Below are 16262 nucleotides of genomic sequence, written 5' to 3' on the forward strand. Positions count from 1 at the left end.
CGCCCTCGCGCGGCACGAACGCAACCACGTGCGCTGACGCCGTGATCCGCTGACGCGCCCGACGGGGCCTCCTGCCGAGGGCGGGAGGCCCCGTTCCACGTCCTGCGTCACACGTTGAACCGGAACTCCACGACGTCGCCGTCGACCATCACGTAGTCCTTGCCCTCCATGCGGACCTTGCCCGCGGCCTTCGCCGCGGCCATCGAGCCCGCCGCCACCAGGTCGTCGAACGAGACGACCTCGGCCTTGATGAAGCCGCGCTCGAAGTCCGTGTGGATCACGCCGGCCGCCTGCGGCGCCGTCGCGCCCTTCGGGATCGTCCAGGCCCGGGACTCCTTGGGGCCGGCCGTCAGGTAGGTCTGCAGGCCCAGGGTGTGGAACCCCGCGCGGGCGAGGGCGTGCAGGCCGGGCTCGTGCTGGCCGATCGACTCCAGCAGCTCGGCGGCCGACTCCTCGTCCAGCTCCAGCAGCTCCGCCTCCACCTTGGCGTCGAGGAACACCGCGTCCGCCGGCGCGACCAGCTCCCGCAGCTCCCCGAGCCGGGCCTCGTCGGTGAGGACGGCCTCGTCGGCGTTGAAGACGTAGAGGAACGGCTTGGCCGTGAGCAGGCTCAGCTCGCGCAGCAGCTCACCGTCCACTTCGGACTGCGCCGCGAACAGCGTGCGGCCGGAGTCGAGCACCTCGCGGGCCTTGACCGCGGCCTCCAGCGCCGGGCGGCGGTCCTTCTGCGTCCGGGCCTCCTTCTCCAGCCGGGGCACGGCCTTCTCCAGGGTCTGGAGGTCGGCGAGGATCAGCTCCGTGTTGATCGTCTCGATGTCGCCCGCCGGGTCGACGCGGCCGTCCACGTGCACCACGTCCGAGTCGTCGAAGACCCGGATCACCTGGCAGATGGCGTTGGCCTCGCGGATGTTGGCGAGGAACTTGTTGCCCAGGCCCGCGCCTTCGGACGCGCCCTTGACGATGCCCGCGATGTCGACGAACGACACCACGGCGGGCACCTCGCGCTCCGAGCCGAAGATCGCCGCCAGCTCGCCGAGCCGGGCGTCCGGCAACGGCACCACGCCGACGTTGGGCTCGATGGTCGCGAACGGGTAGTTCGCCGCGAGCACGTCGTTGCGCGTGAGGGCGTTGAACAGGGTGGACTTGCCGACGTTGGGCAGGCCGACGATACCGAGGGTCAAACTCACGGGAGGTGAGTCTACGCGCCGGGCCGCCGTGTCCGATTCCCGCGAGACGCCTGGTGCCGGCGATGGCAGAGTGACCACCATGCCGGTCGACGCCGAACGCGCCTACCGGGCCGTCGCCGCCCGCGACGCCCGGTTCGACGGGTGCTTCATCCTCGCGGTGCGGACCACCCGCATCTACTGCCGCCCGTCCTGCCCGGCGATCACGCCGAAGCGGCGCAACGCCGAGTTCTACCCGACGGCCGCCGCCGCGCAGTCGGCCGGCTACCGGGCGTGCCGGCGGTGCCTGCCGGACGCGGTGCCGGGCTCGCCGGAGTGGAACCTGCGGGCCGACCTCGCCGCGCGGGCCATGCGGCTGATCTCCGACGGCGTCGTCGAGCGCGACGGCGTGCCCGGCCTCGCCGCCCGGCTCGGCTACTCGGAGCGGCACCTGACCAGGGTGCTGACCGCGGAGCTGGGCGCCGGGCCGCTGGCGCTGGCGCGGGCGCACCGGGCGCACTCGGCGCGGCTGCTGATCGAGACGACCGACCTGTCGTTCACCGACGTCGCCTTCGCCGCCGGGTTCGCCAGCGTGCGGCAGTTCAACGACACGATCCGGGCGGTGTTCGCGGCCACGCCGTCGGCGCTGCGGGCGAAGCGCCGGGTCGCCGGCAACGCGGGCCGCATCGCGCTGCGGCTGCCCTACCGGCCGCCGTTCGACGCCGCCGGGCTGCTGGCCCACTTCCGGGCGTCGGCGATCCCGGGCGTCGAGCACGTGACGGACACCTCCTACGCCCGGTCTCTGCGCCTGCCGCACGGGCAGGCGACGGTGCTGCTGGAGCCGGCCGCCGGCCACGTGGCGTGCTCGCTGCGCCTGACCGACCTGCGCGACCTGGGCAGCGCGGTGAGCCGCGTGCGGCGGCTGCTGGACCTCGACGCCGACCCGCAGGCCGTCGACGGGTTCCTCGGCGAGGACCCGGTGCTGCGCCCCCTGGTGCGCGACCGGCCGGGCGTGCGGGTGCCGGGCAGCGTCGACGGCGCCGAGACGCTGCTGCGGGCGCTGGGCCACCGGTCGCCCGGCGAGCCGCTGGACGTCCCCGACGGCCCGGTCACCCACCTCTACCCCGCGCCCGCGGCGGTCGACTCGCCGGTGGCCGCGGCGCTGGCCGACGGCAGCCTCGTCGTGGACGTCGGCCGGGACGCCGACGAGCTGCACGCCGAGCTGGCCGCGTTCCCCGGCGTCGGGCCGGACGTCGCCCGCTACGTCGTGATGCGCGTGCTCGGCGCGCCCGACGTTCCCCTGACCACCGACAACGCGGCCTGGCGCCCTTGGCGCTCCTACGCCGCGATGCACCTGAGGAGGACCGCGTGAGCACCGGATTCACGTCCACCGTGGACACCCCGATCGGGCCTTTCACGGCCGTCGTCGCCACCGACGGCGCCGTGCTGGCCAGCGGCTGGACCGCGTCGACCGACGACCTGCTGCCCCAGGTCGCGACCGCGCTGCGCCCGTCGACCCTGACCCCGCGCCGCGACCTGGGCGCGGTGACCAGGGCGGTGCGCGACTACCACGCGGGCGCGCTGGACGCGATCGCCGACGTGCCGGTGCGGCAGCGCTCGGGCGCGTTCGTGGAGCACGCCTGGACGGCGCTGCGCGCGGTGCCGGCGGGCAAGCCGGTCAGCTACGCGGACTACGCCCTGCTGGCCGGCCGCCCCTCGGCCGTCCGGGCCGCCGCCGCGGCCTGCGCGCGCAACGCGGCCACCCTGTTCGTGCCGTGCCACCGGGTGATCCGCAGCGGTGGCGCGATCGGCAACTTCCGGTGGGGCGTGGACGTGAAGCGCTGGCTGCTCGGCCACGAGGACCGGGGCTGAGCTGCCCGACCGGCGCGGGCGCCCGCGCCGGTCAGGCCACGACCTCCAGCGAGGAACCGCCGCGCGCCTTGCGCACCCGCAGCCTGGTCGGGATGCGCTGGCGCAGCTCCTCCACGTGCGACACCAGGCCCACCACGCGCCCGCCCGCGCGCAGTTCGTCCAAAGTGGACATCACCAGCTCCAGGGTGTCCGCGTCGAGCGTCCCGAAGCCCTCGTCGATGAACAGCGTGTCGAGCACCGCCCCGGCCGCCACGACGTCGGCCAGGCCCAGCGCCAGCGCCAGCGAGGCCAGGAACGACTCGCCGCCGGACAGCGTCTTGGCGGGCCGCTGCTGCCCCGAGTAGTCGTCCAGCACGTCGAGCCCCAGCCCGCCCCTGGTGCCCCGCGGACCGGCCTCGACCGAGTGCACGAACCGGTAGCGGCCCTGGCTCATGCGCTCCAGCCGGGCGCTCGCGGCGACCGCCACCTCCTCCAGCCGGGCCGCCAGGACGTACGTGCGCAGGGTCATGCTCATGGTGTTCTGCCCCTGGCCGTTGATCACGTCGGTCAGCGCGTCCAGCTCGGCGTACTCCGCCTCCACCGGCTCCAGCCCGGCCCACGCGGCGGTCAGCCGGCCGGCCAGCTCGCCCGCCCGGCGCGCCCGCTCCCGGGCCGCGGCCAGCGCCGACGCCGCCCGCTGCGCCCGCTCGTGCAGGTCGCGGTGGCGGGCCTCGGCCCCGGCCAGGTCCACCTGCGCGTCCGGGTCCACGTCCGGCAGCTCCGCCAGCACCGCCTCGGCGGCGGCCCGCGCGCGCTCCACCTCGCCGACGCGCGCCTCCAGGTCGGCGACGGCCTCCTCGGACCGGACCGCCGCCAGCGCCTCCGCCACGTCGGCGAACCCCGCGTCGGCCGCCAGGCGGGACACCTCGACGCGCTGCTCGGCCAGCCGCTCGGCGTGCTCGGCGACGGCGGCGCGGCGGTCGGCCAGCGCGGTCAGCGCGTCGGCGAGGTCGAGCAGGTGGGCGCGGCGCGCGGTCACGTCGGGGAAGTCGCCGCGCGCCTGCTCCAGGCGGGCCGCGCGCTCCCCGACCGCGTCGAGCAGCTCGCGCCGCCGCGCGGTCAGCTCGGCGACCTCGCGCTCCAGGGCCGCGCGCTCCCGCGCGGCGGCCTCGACCCTGCCCTCCAGGGTGGTCAGCGCGGTCGCGCGCTCGGCCCGCCGGGCGGCCAGGTCCCGCACCTCGCGGTGCGCCGCGACCAGGGCCTCCGGGTCCTCGTCGCCGACCGCCTCGCGCAGCGCGGCCACGCGGGCCGTCGCGTCCTGCGCGACCTGCTCGGCCGCACCCCGCCGCTCCAGCGCGGCCTGCTCCGCCGCCGCGGCGCGCTCCTCGTCGGCGGCGGTCACCGCGTCGCGCACCGGCGGCGCGGGTCGCGGGTGCTCGGCCGAGCCGCACACCGGGCAGTCCCGACCGGCGCGCAGCGACGCCGCCAGCTCGACGGCCATGCCGTCCAGGCGCCGCTGCCGCACCCGCAGCAGCACCTCCTTGGCCTCCTGGTGGGCGTCGACCGCGGCCCGGCGCGCCTCCTCGGCCGCCCGCAGCGCCCGGTCGGCGGCGGGCAGCTCCCGCGCGGCCGACGCCTTCGCCGCCACCGCGTCGAGCCGGGCCGCGGCCAGCGCGGACTCCTCGGCCGCCGACCGGGCGGCGGCCAGCCGGTCGGGCACCTCGGCCAGCGCCGCCACCAGCTTCGCCAGCCGGGCGCCCGCGTCCTGCGAGCGCCGCGCCAGCTCGTCCGCGCGGCGCCGGTCCTCGTGCTGCCGCCGCGCCTCGGCGGCCAGCTGCGTCAGGCCGCCCGCCTCCTCGCGGAACCGCTCGCCGTCGGCGCGCAGCTCCTCGCCCCGGTAGCCGAACGAGGCCACGGCCCGCGCCGCCGCGCCCTCCTGCGCCGTCACCGCGTCGAGCGCCTGCCCCAGCCGCCGCACGGCCTCGTGCGCGGGCGCCACGACCGACGCGCGCCGCGCCGCGTCCCGCTCGCGCACCCACGCCGCCCGCCGGGGCTCGGCCTCGGCGCAGCGCGCCAGCCCGGCCCGCGCGCCGCGCACCCGGCGCACCCGCTCGGCCAGCTCCCGGGCCCGCTGCCGGTCCCGCTCGGCGGCGGACCGCAGCTCCGCACCGGCCGCCGCGGCCCGGTCGGCCTCCCGCTCCGCCTCGTCCAGGCGCTTGAGCAGCGAGCTGAGCCACTCGCGGTCCCCGCCGCCCTCCGGCGGCTCCTCGCCCGCGACCTCGGCCACCCGCTGCACCAGGTCGCGGGCGGCCCGGCCGAGCGCCTCCAGCTCCCGCCGCTTGACCAGCCGCCGGTCCCGGAACCAGCGCTCCACGTCGAGGAACCGCTCGGTGCCGAACAGCCGCTCCAGCAGCTTCTCCCGCTCGGCGGTCTCCGCCCGCAGGAACCGCGCGAACTCGCCCTGCGGCAGCAGCACGACCTGGAAGAACTGCTCGGCGGTCATCCCGAGCAGCGACTCCACCTCGCGCGCCACGTCGTCGATGCGGGTGTGGCCCTCGCCGCGCCACCCGCTGATCCAGGTCAGCGACACCCGCGCGGGCTGCCGGGTGAACCCGTCGCCGCGCTTCTTGGGCCGGTCGTACTCGGGGCTGCGCACCACCCGGAACCGGCGGCCCCGCACCGTCAGCTCCAGGGCCACCTCCGTCGGCGCGTCCCGGTCGGCGTAGTCGCAGCGCAGCCGCTTGACGTCGCCGCGCGCGCCGGGCACCCGACCGAACAGCGCGAACGCCACCGCGTCGAGCAGCGTGGTCTTGCCCGCGCCCGTGTCGCCGTGCAGCAGGAACAGCCCGTCCGCGCCGAGCAGGTCGAAGTCCACTTCCTCGCGCCCCGCGTAGGGCCCGAACGCGCGGACCTCCAGCCGGTGCAGCTTCACGAATCCCCCTCGCGCGCTGCGGTGGCGAGCGCCTCCCGCAGCAGCCCCAGCTCCCGCTCCGCCGGGAGGCTGCCCCGGACGTCCTCCAGGAAGCAGCAGGCGACCTCCTCGTCGGTGCGACCCCGGACGCGCTCGGCGAAGCGCAGCTCCCCGGTCCGGCCGCCCTCCGGCCGCCACTCGACGTGCACCGCGTGCGGGAACCGGACCTGCAGGCGGCGCAGCGCGTCCAGCGGCCGGACCCGGTCGGTCAGCACCACCGACAGGAAGTGCTCCTCCACCGGCCGGTGCTCCGGCGCGGCCAGCAGCCGCTCCAGCTCGCCGCTCAGCGTGGACAGCCGCCGGGGCACCGGCAGCGCGCGGTGCTCCACCCCGGCCAGGCCGCCCGCGTCCAGCTCGGCCAGCCACACCGACTTGCTGTGCCGCGCCTCGGAGAACGAGTACGCCACCGGGCTGCCCGAGTAGCGCAGGTGCTCGGCCAGCACCTGCCGGCCGTGCAGGTGCCCCAGCGCCACGTAGTCCACGCCGTCGAACACCGCGCCCGGCACGTCCTGCACGCCGCCCACCGCGATCGTCCGCTCCGACTCGCACGGCTCGCCGCCGGTCACGAACGCGTGCGCCAGCACCACCGCCCGCCCGCCGCGCGCCGCGCGGTCCGCGCCGACCCGGCGCATCGCCTCGGTCAGCACCGCCGCGTGGCCCCGGCCCTCGACGCCGAGCGCGTGCCGCGCCGTCTCCGGCTCCAGGAACGGGATGCCGTACACGGCGACCGGCCCGTGCGCGTCCGCGAACAGCACCGGCTCGTGCAGCGCCGCGATCCGGGTGCGCAGGTGCAGCCCGCCCGCCGCCGCGAACCCGCCGAACAGGCCCAGCCGCGCGGCCGAGTCGTGGTTGCCCGGCGTGATCACCACCCGCGCGCCGGCCGCCCGGATGCGCTCCAGCACCCGCGCGCACACCGCGACCGCCTCCGCGTTGGGCACCGCGCGGTCGAACAGGTCGCCGGCCACCAGCACCACGTCGACCCGCTCGTCGACCACCAGGTCGGCCAGCGCGCCCAGCACCGACTCCTGCTCGGCCAGCAGGTCGCGGCCGTGGAACGTCCGCCCCACGTGCCAGTCGGACGTGTGCAGCAACCTCATGCCGGCCAACGTAGGGGCGGGCACCGGCACAACCGCGCCATCCGACTCGGCGTGTCGCTCGAACGTGTGATCGGAACGGTGTGCGCGATGATCGGGGCCATGACAGCGGTCCTCAGCACGGCGGCGGTGGTCGTGGCACTCCTGCTCGCCGGTGCGCTGGTGTTCCTGTGGCGGCTCTACCAGGACGGGGTCCGGCGGGTGGACGCCGCCCTCGCGGCCGTGCAGCGGGAGCGGGAGCGCGGCGACGCCACCCGCGCCGCGCTCCAGCGCTACGAGGTGGCGTTCTCGTCGGTCAGCGGGCGCGGCGAGCTGGGCGAGCGGGTCCTGGTGGAGACCGCGCGGGCGCTGGGCCTGCGCGAGGGCGTGCACTTCCGGCTCCAGGTCGACGTGGCGGGCGGCGGCGCGGTGCGGCCCGACCTGGTGCTCGACGTGGGCGGCGGCCGGCAGGTGCCGGTCGACGCCAAGATGAGCATGGCGACGTGGGCCGAGGCGGTGGAGACCGACGACCCGGCGGAGCGGGCCGACGCGCTGCGCGTGCACGTGCGCAACATCCGGGCCCGCGCGGCCGAGCTGGCGGGCAAGGGCTACCAGCGCTGGGCGGACGCCATCTACGGGACGATCATGTTCGTGCCCAACGACGGCGCGGTGGTCGCGGCCCTGGACACCGACCCGGAGCTGCTGCGCTGGCTGCTGGACCGGCGGGTCTTCCTGTGCGGGCCGACCGGCTTCGCGGTCATCGCGTCGGCGGCGATGTTCGCCGTCACCGACCGCGCGCTGGCCGACGACGTGGAGCAGGTGCGCGCGCAGGCGTCCCGGGCGCACCGGGCCGCCGACGGCGCGATCGACGCGGTCAACCTGTCCAGCACGCACCTCCAGCGGTTCCTGTCGGCGCGCCGGCGCGAGCTGGACGCGCTGGAGAGCTTCCGGGCGGCGGTGGAGCCGCTGACCGCCGCGTCGGCCAGCCCCAGCCCGCCGGCGCTCGTGCGCCGGACCGACGAAGGCGTCAGTGCACCCTTGGACGCCCGCGAGGCGTAATAGAGTGTGGGACCCGGAGCCGAAGCCGAACGAGGAGTGGGCGTGACCGCTGCAACGCGCGAGCCGGAGGACGAGGAACTCGACCCCGTCCGCTGGAACGACCGCGCCCTCTTCGGCACCTTCCGGGGCCTGCCCTGGTGGGCGGCCGTGCTCGGGACGTTCGTGCTGGCCGTCGTCGGCACCTACGTCGACGTCAGCTCGTCGGCGAAGACCGTGGGGTGGGTGTTCGCCGTCACGTTCTTCGTCGGGGCCGTCGGCGCGGTGGTGTTCGTGGAGCGGCGGTCGATGTTCGGCCCGGTCGTCCAGCCGCCGCTGGTGCTGGCCATCGTCGTGCCGCTGATGGTGGTGCTGACCGGCGGCCTGCCCTCGGGCGGGCTGCCGGCGATCGGCCTGGGCCTGGGCAAACCGCTGATCGACGGCTTCCCGGCGATGGCGATCACGACGGCGTGCACGGTGATCATCGGCCTGGTGCGGGTCACCACGCAGAAGGACCCGAACCGCCCCACCCGGGAGGAGGTCCGCGAGGCCGAGGGCGAGCCGGCGCGGTCCGCCGAGGACCGCCCGAAGCGCCCCCGCGAGTCCGCGCCCGCCCGGGAGGCCGCTCGCGACGCCGAGGACCGGCCGCGCCGCAAGGCGCCCAAGGGCGACGAGCCCCGCCGCAAGCCCGCCGACGGCGACGAGCCCCGCCCCAAGCGCCCGCGCCCGCAGTCCGACGAGGACCGCCCGCGCCGGCCCCGCGAGCAGGGCTCCCGCTCGCCGCAGCGCCGCCCGCGCCGGCGCGACGAGGACTGACACCGACGCGAACCGGCGCCGGAGCCAGCCGGCACCGGAGCCCGCGGCCCGTTCACAGCAGCGGGTCGGGGCAACCGCCCGCAGAGCCCTTCACCGACGTCCCGCAGAGCCCTTCACCGACGTGAGGGGCTTCGCGGCAGCCGTCCCGCGCCCGCGTCCCGGGAGGGGTCCACTCCGGACCGGGGGTTCCCGGACGGCCCGGGATCCCGGCACGGGGTCCTCGGCCCGGTGTCCCGGCGCGGGACCCCCGGCGCGCTGCTCAGCGCACCATGTCCTTGCGCAGCTCGCGGGGCAGGGCGAAGGCGATCTTCTCGTTGGCCGTGGTGATCTCCTCGACGTCCCCGTACCCGCGCTCGGCCAGGAACTCGAGCAGCTCCATCACCAGGATGTCCGGCACGGAAGCGCCGGAGGTCACCCCGACGGTGGTCACGCCGTCGAGCCACGCCGGGTCGACCTCGCGCGCGTAGTCGACCAGGTGCGCCGCCCGCGCGCCCGCCTGGAGCGCCACCTCGACCAGCCGCACCGAGTTGGACGAGTTCCGGGAGCCCACCACCAGCACGAGGTCGCACTCGGGGGCCATGGTCTTCACCGCCGTCTGGCGGTTGGACGTCGCGTAGCAGATGTCGTCCGACGGCGGCTCCTGGAGGTCCGGGAACCGCTCCTGCAACTGCCGCACCCGGATCATCGTCTCGTCCACCGACAGCGTGGTCTGCGACAGCCACACCACCTTGGACGGGTCGCGCACGACGACCTTGTCCACGTCCTCGGCCGTGTCCACGAGCTGGATGTGCTCCGGGGCCTCGCCCGCGGTGCCCTCGACCTCCTCGTGCCCCTCGTGGCCGATGAGCAGGATGTCGTAGTCCTCGCGCGCGAACCGGCGCGCTTCGTTGTGGACCTTGGTCACCAGCGGGCAGGTGGCGTCGATGGTGCGCAGCCGGCGGGCCGCGGCCTCCTCGTGCACCGCGGGCGACACGCCGTGCGCCGAGAACACCACGAGCGCGCCCTCGGGCACCTGGTCGGTCTCGTCGACGAAGATCGCGCCACGCCTGGACAACGTCTCGACCACGTGCTTGTTGTGGACGATCTCCTTGCGCACGTACACCGGCGCGCCGTACTGCTCCAGCGCCTTCTCGACGGTGACGACCGCGCGGTCCACGCCGGCGCAGTAGCCGCGCGGCTTGGCCAGGAGCACTCGCTTGTCCATGCCCCAAGGGTACGGGCTGCCCGGGGGCGCGGACCGCCCCAGGGGCACGGGCGCGGAAGGTGGGCATCCGCGGCCCGACTGCGGCAGGCTAGGGGGCATGAAGCCACTGCCGCTGCCCGTCCGCCTCGCCGCGGGACTGGCGGTCACCGCCGTCGAGCAGGCCCGGAAGCTCCCGCACCAGCTCGTGGGGCTGCCGGTGACCGTGGTCAGCGAGGCGCTGCAACTGTCGATGCGGGTCCAGCAGCGGGTGACGGAACTCGCAATCAAGGGCGACGACGCCCTGGCCGGGTTGCGCCCCGCGGAAGCCGAGCCGGAGTGGGCCACGTTCGACGAGGACGACGACACCGCCGCGGGCGCCCCGGCGCCGGAGGGGTTCGCGGACCCCGGGGCCGCCGGCGCGCCGGTCGACGACCCGTGGGAGGCCGAGGAGCAGGCGCTGGCCGCCGAGCCGCCCGCCGCGCTGCCGAACTACGACGAGCTGACGCTGCCGCAGCTGCGCGCGCGGCTGCGGGGGCTGTCGATCGCGGACCTGGAGCAGCTGCTCGACCACGAGCGCACCCACGCGGCCCGCCCGGAGTTCACCGGGATGCTGACGCGCCGGATCGCCAACCTCCGCCCGGCCGCGAGCCCCGACCAGCGGTGACCGACCAGAAGTCCAGCCCCGAGCACCCCTGGCCGGTCCGCACGGTCGCGCGCAAGGTCTTCGAGTGGATCAACCGGCTCGGCGACGTGTGGGTGGAGGGCCAGGTGACGCAGCTCAGCGCGCGCCCCGGCACGGCCACCGCGTTCCTCACGCTGCGCGACCCGTCGGTCGACATGTCGATGACGCTGACCGCGCCCGTGGCCATGGTCCGCGAGCTGCAGCTGACCGAGGGCAGCCGCGTCGTGGTGCACGGCAAGCCCCACTACTTCCCGAACCGGGGGACGTTGAGCCTGCGCGTGGACGAGATCCGCGCGGTCGGCGTCGGCGAGCTGCTGGCGCGCGTCGAGCGGCTCAAGAAGCTGCTCGCCGCCGAGGGCCTGTTCGACCCGCGCCGCAAGCGCCGGCCGCCGTTCCTGCCCAACCGGATCGGGCTCATCACCGGCCGCGCGTCGGCCGCCGAGCGGGACGTGGTGACCAACGCGCACGCCCGCTGGCCCAACGCCCGCTTCCGCGTGATCAACGTCGCGGTGCAGGGGGCGTCGGCCGTCCCGCAGATCCTCACGGCGCTGGCGACCCTGGACCGCGACCCCGAGGTCGACGTGATCGTGCTGGCGCGCGGCGGCGGCAGCGTGGAGGACCTGCTGCCGTTCTCCGACGAGGCGCTGTGCCGGGCGGTGGCGCAGGCCCGCACGCCCGTGCTGTCCGCGATCGGGCACGAGCCGGACAGCCCGCTGGTCGACCACGTGGCCGACCTGCGGTGCTCGACGCCGACCGACGCGGGCAAGCGCGTGGTGCCCGACGTCGCCGAGGAGGCCGAGCGGATCCGGCAGGCGCGCGACCGCAGCAGGCGCGCGCTGCACGGCTGGGTGGACCGGGAGCGCGAGCTGCTCGCCTCGCTGCGCAGCAGGCCGGCGCTGGCCGACCCGCACGGGCCGCTGGAGCGGCGCGCCCAGGACGTGGCGCAGTGGCGGGAGCGCTCCCGGCGGGCGATCCGCCACCGGCTCGACAAGGAGGCCGCGGGGCTGGCCGCGACCACCGCGCGCTTGACGACCCTCGGACCGGCCGCCACGCTGGCCCGTGGGTACGCCGTGGTGCAGTTGGTCACGCCCGACGGGGTCGTCGGCGTGGTCAGGTCGGTCGAGGACGCGCCGGCGGGGGCCCGGCTCCGGGTGCGGGTGGCGGACGGGGCCGTGCGCGCGGTCGTCCAGGACGCCGAGGAAGGAGGCGGTGGTGCCCACTCCGGCAGGTGAGCCCACGTTCCTGCCCCTGACGACGGCCGCCGCCGACGGCGCCGACGACGAGGGCTCCCGCGCGGTGCGCGACCGCGTCGAGGCCGCCGACCGCGCGGCGGCCGACTGCTGGCTGTCGCTGGTGGCGGGCTGCGCGTCCGGCCGGTCGGCGCTGGCCGACCGGCTGCACGACCTGTCCTCGGCGACCTCCGACTACGCCGGGGAGCGCTGGTGGCTGTCCGGCGGCTCGGTGCACCGCCGGCGGGTCGCGGAGGCCGAGCACCGCATCGACGACGCGGTGCGAGAGGGTGACGGCGCCGAGTTCGCGGAGGCGTTCGTCGGCTACGACCAGGCGGTGGCGACCGTCGTGGTGCACGTCCGCAACCGATTGGGGAAGTTGTCCACGTGAGCGAGCCGGGCTACGAGGAGGCCAGGGACGAACTGGTGGAGGTGGTCCGCCGGCTGGAGGCGGGCGGCCTGTCGCTGGAGGAGTCGCTGGCGCTGTGGGAACGCGGCGAGGCCCTCGCCAAGACCTGCGAACAGCGGCTCGCGGGCGCCCGCGAGCGGATCGATCAAGCGCTCGCTGTGACCGAGGAGGACGTCGCGCAGGGCTGACGACGTGCGAGGATTGGTCTACCGGCCGGTAATCGCAGGAGGAACTCCATGGTGTCCAGCAGCAGCCCGTCCGAGCGTCGTCGCGAAGCACCCGACCGGAACCTCGCGCTCGAACTCGTCCGCGTCACCGAGGCCGCGGCGATGGCCGCCGGCCGCTGGGTGGGGCGCGGCGACAAGAACGGCGGCGACGGCGCGGCGGTCGACGCCATGCGCAAGCTGATCGGCACCGTCTCGATGCGCGGCGTGGTCGTGATCGGCGAGGGCGAGAAGGACGAGGCGCCCATGCTGTTCAACGGCGAGGAGGTCGGCAACGGCGACGGCCCGGACTGCGACGTCGCCGTGGACCCGATCGACGGGACCACGTTGATGTCCAAGGGGATGCCCAACGCGCTGGCGGTGCTCGCGGTGGCCGAGCGGGGCGCGATGTTCGACCCGTCCGCGGTGTTCTACATGGAGAAGCTGGCCGTGGGGCCGGAGGCGGCGGACGTCATCGACATCACGGCGCCGATCGCGGAGAACATCCGCCGGGTGGCCAGGGCCAAGCACAGCGACGTCTCCGACGTGACGGTGTGCGTCCTGGACCGCCCGCGGCACGAGTCGATCGTGGCCGACGTCCGGAAAGCGGGCGCCCGCATCCACTTCATCTCCGACGGCGACGTGGCGGGAGCGATCTCGGCGGCCCGCCCGAACACCGGCATCGACCTCCTGGTGGGCATCGGCGGCACGCCCGAGGGGATCATCGCGGCGGCGGCGCTGAAGTGCATGGGCGGCGCGATCCAGGGGCGGCTGTGGCCCAAGGACGACGAGGAGCGGCAGAGGGCCCTCGACGCCGGGCACGACCTGGACCGGGTGCTCGGCACGGACGACCTGGTGCGCGGCGACAACGTGTTCTTCTGCGCCACCGGCGTCACCGACGGGGACCTGGTGCGGGGCGTGCACTACCGGGCGGGCGGCTGCACGACGCAGTCGATCGTGATGCGGTCGAAGTCCGGCACGGTGCGCATGATCGACGGCTTCCACCGGCTGACGAAGCTGCGCGAGTACTCCTCGGTCGACTTCGACCCGCGACCCGGCGACGAGCCGGTCCTGCCGCCGCTGCCGTGAGCCGTGTCAACGGTCAACAGGGTGTTACCGGCCGAACGGCTGTAGTCACGGAGTGTCGTACGTCCCTAGTTTCCGATTCGTGCCTGGCCCCCTGCGTCGGGCACGGAGAGGAAATGATGAAGGTTCGTACCCTGTTCACCGCCTTCGCGGTCGCGGTCGGGGCAGCGCTCGCCACCGCGGGCGGGGCGGCGGCGTCCCCGGCGGCGGACGGCGAGGTCACGCCGTACATCGTGGGCGGCGGCAACGCCACCCAGGTCTACTCGTTCATGGTCTCCCTGCAGAGCACCTCGGGTAGCCACTTCTGCGGCGGCTCGCTGATCAAGGCCAACTGGGTCGTGACGGCCAAGCACTGCGTGCAGGGCCGCTCGGCGTCCTCGGTCCGCGTCCGGGTCGGCTCGACCAACCGCTCCAGCGGTGGGACGGTCGCCTCCGGCGCGCAGATCGTGAACCACCCCAGCTACGACATCGCCCTGCTGCGCCTGTCCACGAACGTGAGCCAGACGCCGATCAGGGTGTCGTCGTCCTCCGGTGCGACCGGCACCGCCACCCGCATCATCGGGTGGGGCCAGACCTGCGCCCCGCGCGGCTGCGGCGGCGCGCCGGTGACCCTGCAGGAGCTGAACACCTCGATCGTGGCGGACGGCAGCTGCCAGGGCATCTCCGGCGCCTACGAGATCTGCACCAACAACCCCGGTGGTCGCGCGGGCGCCTGCTACGGCGACTCGGGCGGTCCGCAGATCAAGTCCGTCGGCGGCACGTGGGAGCTGATCGGCGCCACCAGCCGGGCCGGCAACAGCAGCTCCACCTGCGCGACCGGTCCGTCGATCTACATGGACGTCCCGGCCTTCCGCTCGTGGATCACCACCTACGCGGGCGCGGTCTGACCAGACCACCCGCACCCGGGTGTCCCGCGGTGAAGGGCCGCTCCGCTCCGGCGGGGCGGCCCTTCCCCCGTTCCGGGGCCGGACCCCCACCGGCGCGTGCTCCCGGTGCCGCCGAGTGGGTGAACAGTCCCCGGTCCCCGCCCGGACCGGTGAATCACGTCCTCGATCGGGTAACCCCTGATCGAGGAGTGATTCGAGATGAAGAAGCTCGGCACCGGACTGGCCGCGCTGGCCCTCGCTTTCTCCGGCCTCGCGGCGCCCGCACACGCTTCGACCGGCGCCCCCTGCTCCATCCGGGACGGGGCCTGCCTGAAGCTGTCCACCAACGAGGCGTGGCTCGTGTACCGGGGATCGGCCAGCTACGGCCCCGTCCCCGTCACGCACGGCCGCCCCGGCTACGAGACGCCCACCGGCACGTACCCGGTGTTGCGCAAGGTGCGCGACGACTGGAGCGTGCCGTACAACGCGCCGATGCCCTTCGCGGTGTACTTCACCACCAGCGGCATCGCGTTCCACGAAGGCAGCCTGACCGAGCAGTCGCACGGCTGCATCCACCTGTCGCGCGACGCGGCGGCCACCTTCTTCGACAACCTGTTCGTCGGCGAGCAGGTCCAGGTGGTCCCGTGAGTCACTCCGCGCTGCTGGAGTGACCCGGGAACAGGTGCGCTCCGGGGTCGAGCCGCACGGCGATGTTGTTGACCGCCGTCGCGGCCTCCCCGAAGCCGGTCGCGATGAGCTTGACCTTGCCGGGGTACTGCGCGACGTCGCCCGCCGCGTAGACGCGGTCCCGCGCGGTCCTCATCGTGCTGTCCACGACGATCGCGCGGTGGTCCAGCTCCACGCCCCACGTCCCGATGGGACCCAGGTCGGCGGTGAAGCCCAGGGCCGCCACGACGGTCTGCGCGGGCAGCACCGCGCGGTCGCCGCCCTTGACGGCGACCTCCACCTCGGCCACCCTGCCGTCGCCGCGCAGCTCCAGCACCTCGGCGTCGGTGATGATCGGCACGCCCAGCTCGCGCACCTGCCGCACGGTCGGCGGGTGGGCGCGGAACGTGGCGCGGCGGTGCACGACGGTCACGCTGGCCGCGATCGGGTGCAGGGCCAGGGCCCAGTCGAACGCCGAGTCGCCGCCGCCCACCACGACGACGTCCTGCCCGGCGTGGGCGCCCAGGGCGGGCACGAAGTGCACGACGCCCCGGCCCAGCCAGCCGTCGCCGGCGGGCAGCGGGCGGGGCCGGAACTCGCCGATGCCCGCCGTGACCAGCACCGCGCGGGTGCGCACCACGCCGCCGTCGGCGAGCCCGACCTCCAGCCCGTCGTCCACAGTGGACAGCGTGCGCGCCTGCCTGCCGAGCAGGTAGGTCGGCTGCCACCGGTCCGCCTGCCGGACCAGGGCGGCGACCAGGTCCCGACCGCGCACGGCGGGGAACCCGGCCACGTCGAAGATCAGCTTTTCCGGGTACATCGCGGTGATCTGCCCGCCCGCCTCCGGCAGCGAGTCGACCAGCGCCACGGACAGGTCCCGGAAGCCCGCGTAGTAGGCCGCGAACAGCCCGGTGGGTCCGGCTCCGACGACGAGCACGTCGACCTCGAGGTCCATGCACCGACCATAGGTGTTCCGCACCACTCTGCCCATCCATTCCGCCCCGGTGGGCCCGCGGGGGGCAGACTCGG

At 75.4% G+C, this 16262-nt stretch carries 16 protein-coding genes; 11 read left to right on the forward strand and 5 right to left on the reverse strand.

Annotated elements, in window-relative coordinates; all coding sequences use genetic code 11:
* Positions 1-107: 107 nt before the first annotated feature.
* A complete protein-coding gene (gene ychF, locus JOE68_RS11400; protein WP_204842333.1) occupies positions 108-1187 on the reverse strand; it encodes a redox-regulated ATPase YchF in 1080 nt (359 codons plus the stop codon).
* Between the two features lie 79 nt (positions 1188-1266).
* Here ychF and JOE68_RS11405 point away from each other — a divergent pair, with 79 nt between their 5' ends.
* A complete protein-coding gene (locus JOE68_RS11405; RefSeq protein ID WP_204842334.1) occupies positions 1267-2535 on the forward strand; it encodes a DNA-3-methyladenine glycosylase 2 family protein in 1269 nt (422 codons plus the stop codon).
* A complete protein-coding gene (locus JOE68_RS11410; RefSeq protein WP_204842335.1) occupies positions 2532-3035 on the forward strand; it encodes a methylated-DNA--[protein]-cysteine S-methyltransferase in 504 nt (167 codons plus the stop codon). The genes JOE68_RS11405 and JOE68_RS11410 overlap by 4 nt, the downstream gene beginning before the upstream one ends.
* Positions 3036-3066: 31 nt before the next feature.
* On the opposite strand, the gene JOE68_RS11415 is transcribed toward JOE68_RS11410, so the two are convergent.
* Together JOE68_RS11415 and JOE68_RS11420 are read right to left on the reverse strand one after the other, a co-directional pair.
* Positions 3067-5946, reverse strand: a complete 2880-nt coding sequence (locus JOE68_RS11415) for an AAA family ATPase (protein ID WP_204842336.1) — start codon at positions 5944-5946, stop codon at positions 3067-3069.
* Positions 5943-7082: an exonuclease SbcCD subunit D gene (locus tag JOE68_RS11420; protein WP_204842337.1), complete on the reverse strand. Its 1140-nt coding sequence runs from the start codon at positions 7080-7082 to the stop codon at positions 5943-5945. The genes JOE68_RS11415 and JOE68_RS11420 overlap by 4 nt, the downstream gene beginning before the upstream one ends.
* 99 nt (positions 7083-7181) lie before the next feature.
* Between JOE68_RS11420 and JOE68_RS11425 the strand changes: the two genes are divergently transcribed.
* The gene (locus tag JOE68_RS11425) at positions 7182-8117 is read left to right on the forward strand and encodes a DNA recombination protein RmuC (RefSeq protein WP_204842338.1); all 936 of its coding nucleotides are present in this window, start codon (positions 7182-7184) and stop codon (positions 8115-8117) included.
* Between the two features lie 42 nt (positions 8118-8159).
* Positions 8160-8909 (forward strand): DUF6542 domain-containing protein, encoded by a 750-nt coding sequence (locus tag JOE68_RS11430; RefSeq protein WP_204842339.1) that lies wholly within the window; start codon positions 8160-8162, stop codon positions 8907-8909.
* A gap of 259 nt (positions 8910-9168) precedes the next feature.
* Here JOE68_RS11430 and JOE68_RS11435 read toward each other — a convergent pair whose 3' ends face one another.
* Positions 9169-10113, reverse strand: a complete 945-nt coding sequence (locus JOE68_RS11435) for a 4-hydroxy-3-methylbut-2-enyl diphosphate reductase (protein ID WP_204842340.1) — start codon at positions 10111-10113, stop codon at positions 9169-9171.
* A gap of 97 nt (positions 10114-10210) precedes the next feature.
* Between JOE68_RS11435 and JOE68_RS11440 the strand changes: the two genes are divergently transcribed.
* The 7 genes from JOE68_RS11440 (at position 10211) to JOE68_RS11470 (ending at position 15215) form a co-directional block, all read left to right on the forward strand.
* Complete coding sequence (locus JOE68_RS11440; protein WP_204842341.1) at positions 10211-10756, forward strand: lipid droplet-associated protein; 546 nt, start codon at positions 10211-10213, stop codon at positions 10754-10756.
* Complete coding sequence (xseA, locus tag JOE68_RS11445; RefSeq protein WP_204842342.1) at positions 10753-12006, forward strand: exodeoxyribonuclease VII large subunit; 1254 nt, start codon at positions 10753-10755, stop codon at positions 12004-12006. The genes JOE68_RS11440 and xseA overlap by 4 nt, the downstream gene beginning before the upstream one ends.
* Positions 11987-12394, forward strand: a complete 408-nt coding sequence (locus tag JOE68_RS11450) for a sugar ABC transporter substrate-binding protein (RefSeq protein WP_204842343.1) — start codon at positions 11987-11989, stop codon at positions 12392-12394. Before xseA ends, JOE68_RS11450 begins: the two co-directional genes overlap by 20 nt.
* Positions 12391-12600, forward strand: coding sequence for an exodeoxyribonuclease VII small subunit (locus JOE68_RS11455; RefSeq protein ID WP_204842344.1), 210 nt, complete (start codon positions 12391-12393; stop codon positions 12598-12600). The genes JOE68_RS11450 and JOE68_RS11455 overlap by 4 nt, the downstream gene beginning before the upstream one ends.
* 48 nt (positions 12601-12648) lie before the next feature.
* Entirely contained in the window at positions 12649-13704 is a 1056-nt protein-coding gene (glpX, locus tag JOE68_RS11460; RefSeq protein ID WP_204842345.1) for a class II fructose-bisphosphatase, read from the forward strand.
* A gap of 116 nt (positions 13705-13820) precedes the next feature.
* A complete protein-coding gene (locus tag JOE68_RS11465; protein ID WP_204842346.1) occupies positions 13821-14588 on the forward strand; it encodes a S1 family peptidase in 768 nt (255 codons plus the stop codon).
* A gap of 198 nt (positions 14589-14786) precedes the next feature.
* Positions 14787-15215 carry a L,D-transpeptidase gene (locus tag JOE68_RS11470; RefSeq protein WP_204842347.1) on the forward strand — a complete coding sequence of 143 codons (429 nt, stop codon included), beginning with the start codon at positions 14787-14789 and terminating at the stop codon, positions 15213-15215.
* A gap of 1 nt (position 15216) precedes the next feature.
* On the opposite strand, the gene JOE68_RS11475 is transcribed toward JOE68_RS11470, so the two are convergent.
* A complete protein-coding gene (locus tag JOE68_RS11475; protein WP_204842348.1) occupies positions 15217-16188 on the reverse strand; it encodes an NAD(P)/FAD-dependent oxidoreductase in 972 nt (323 codons plus the stop codon).
* Between the last annotated feature and the right edge of the window lie 74 nt (positions 16189-16262).

The sequence above is a fragment of the Saccharothrix algeriensis genome (genome assembly GCF_016907655.1).
GTDB lineage: Bacteria > Actinomycetota > Actinomycetes > Mycobacteriales > Pseudonocardiaceae > Actinosynnema > Actinosynnema algeriense.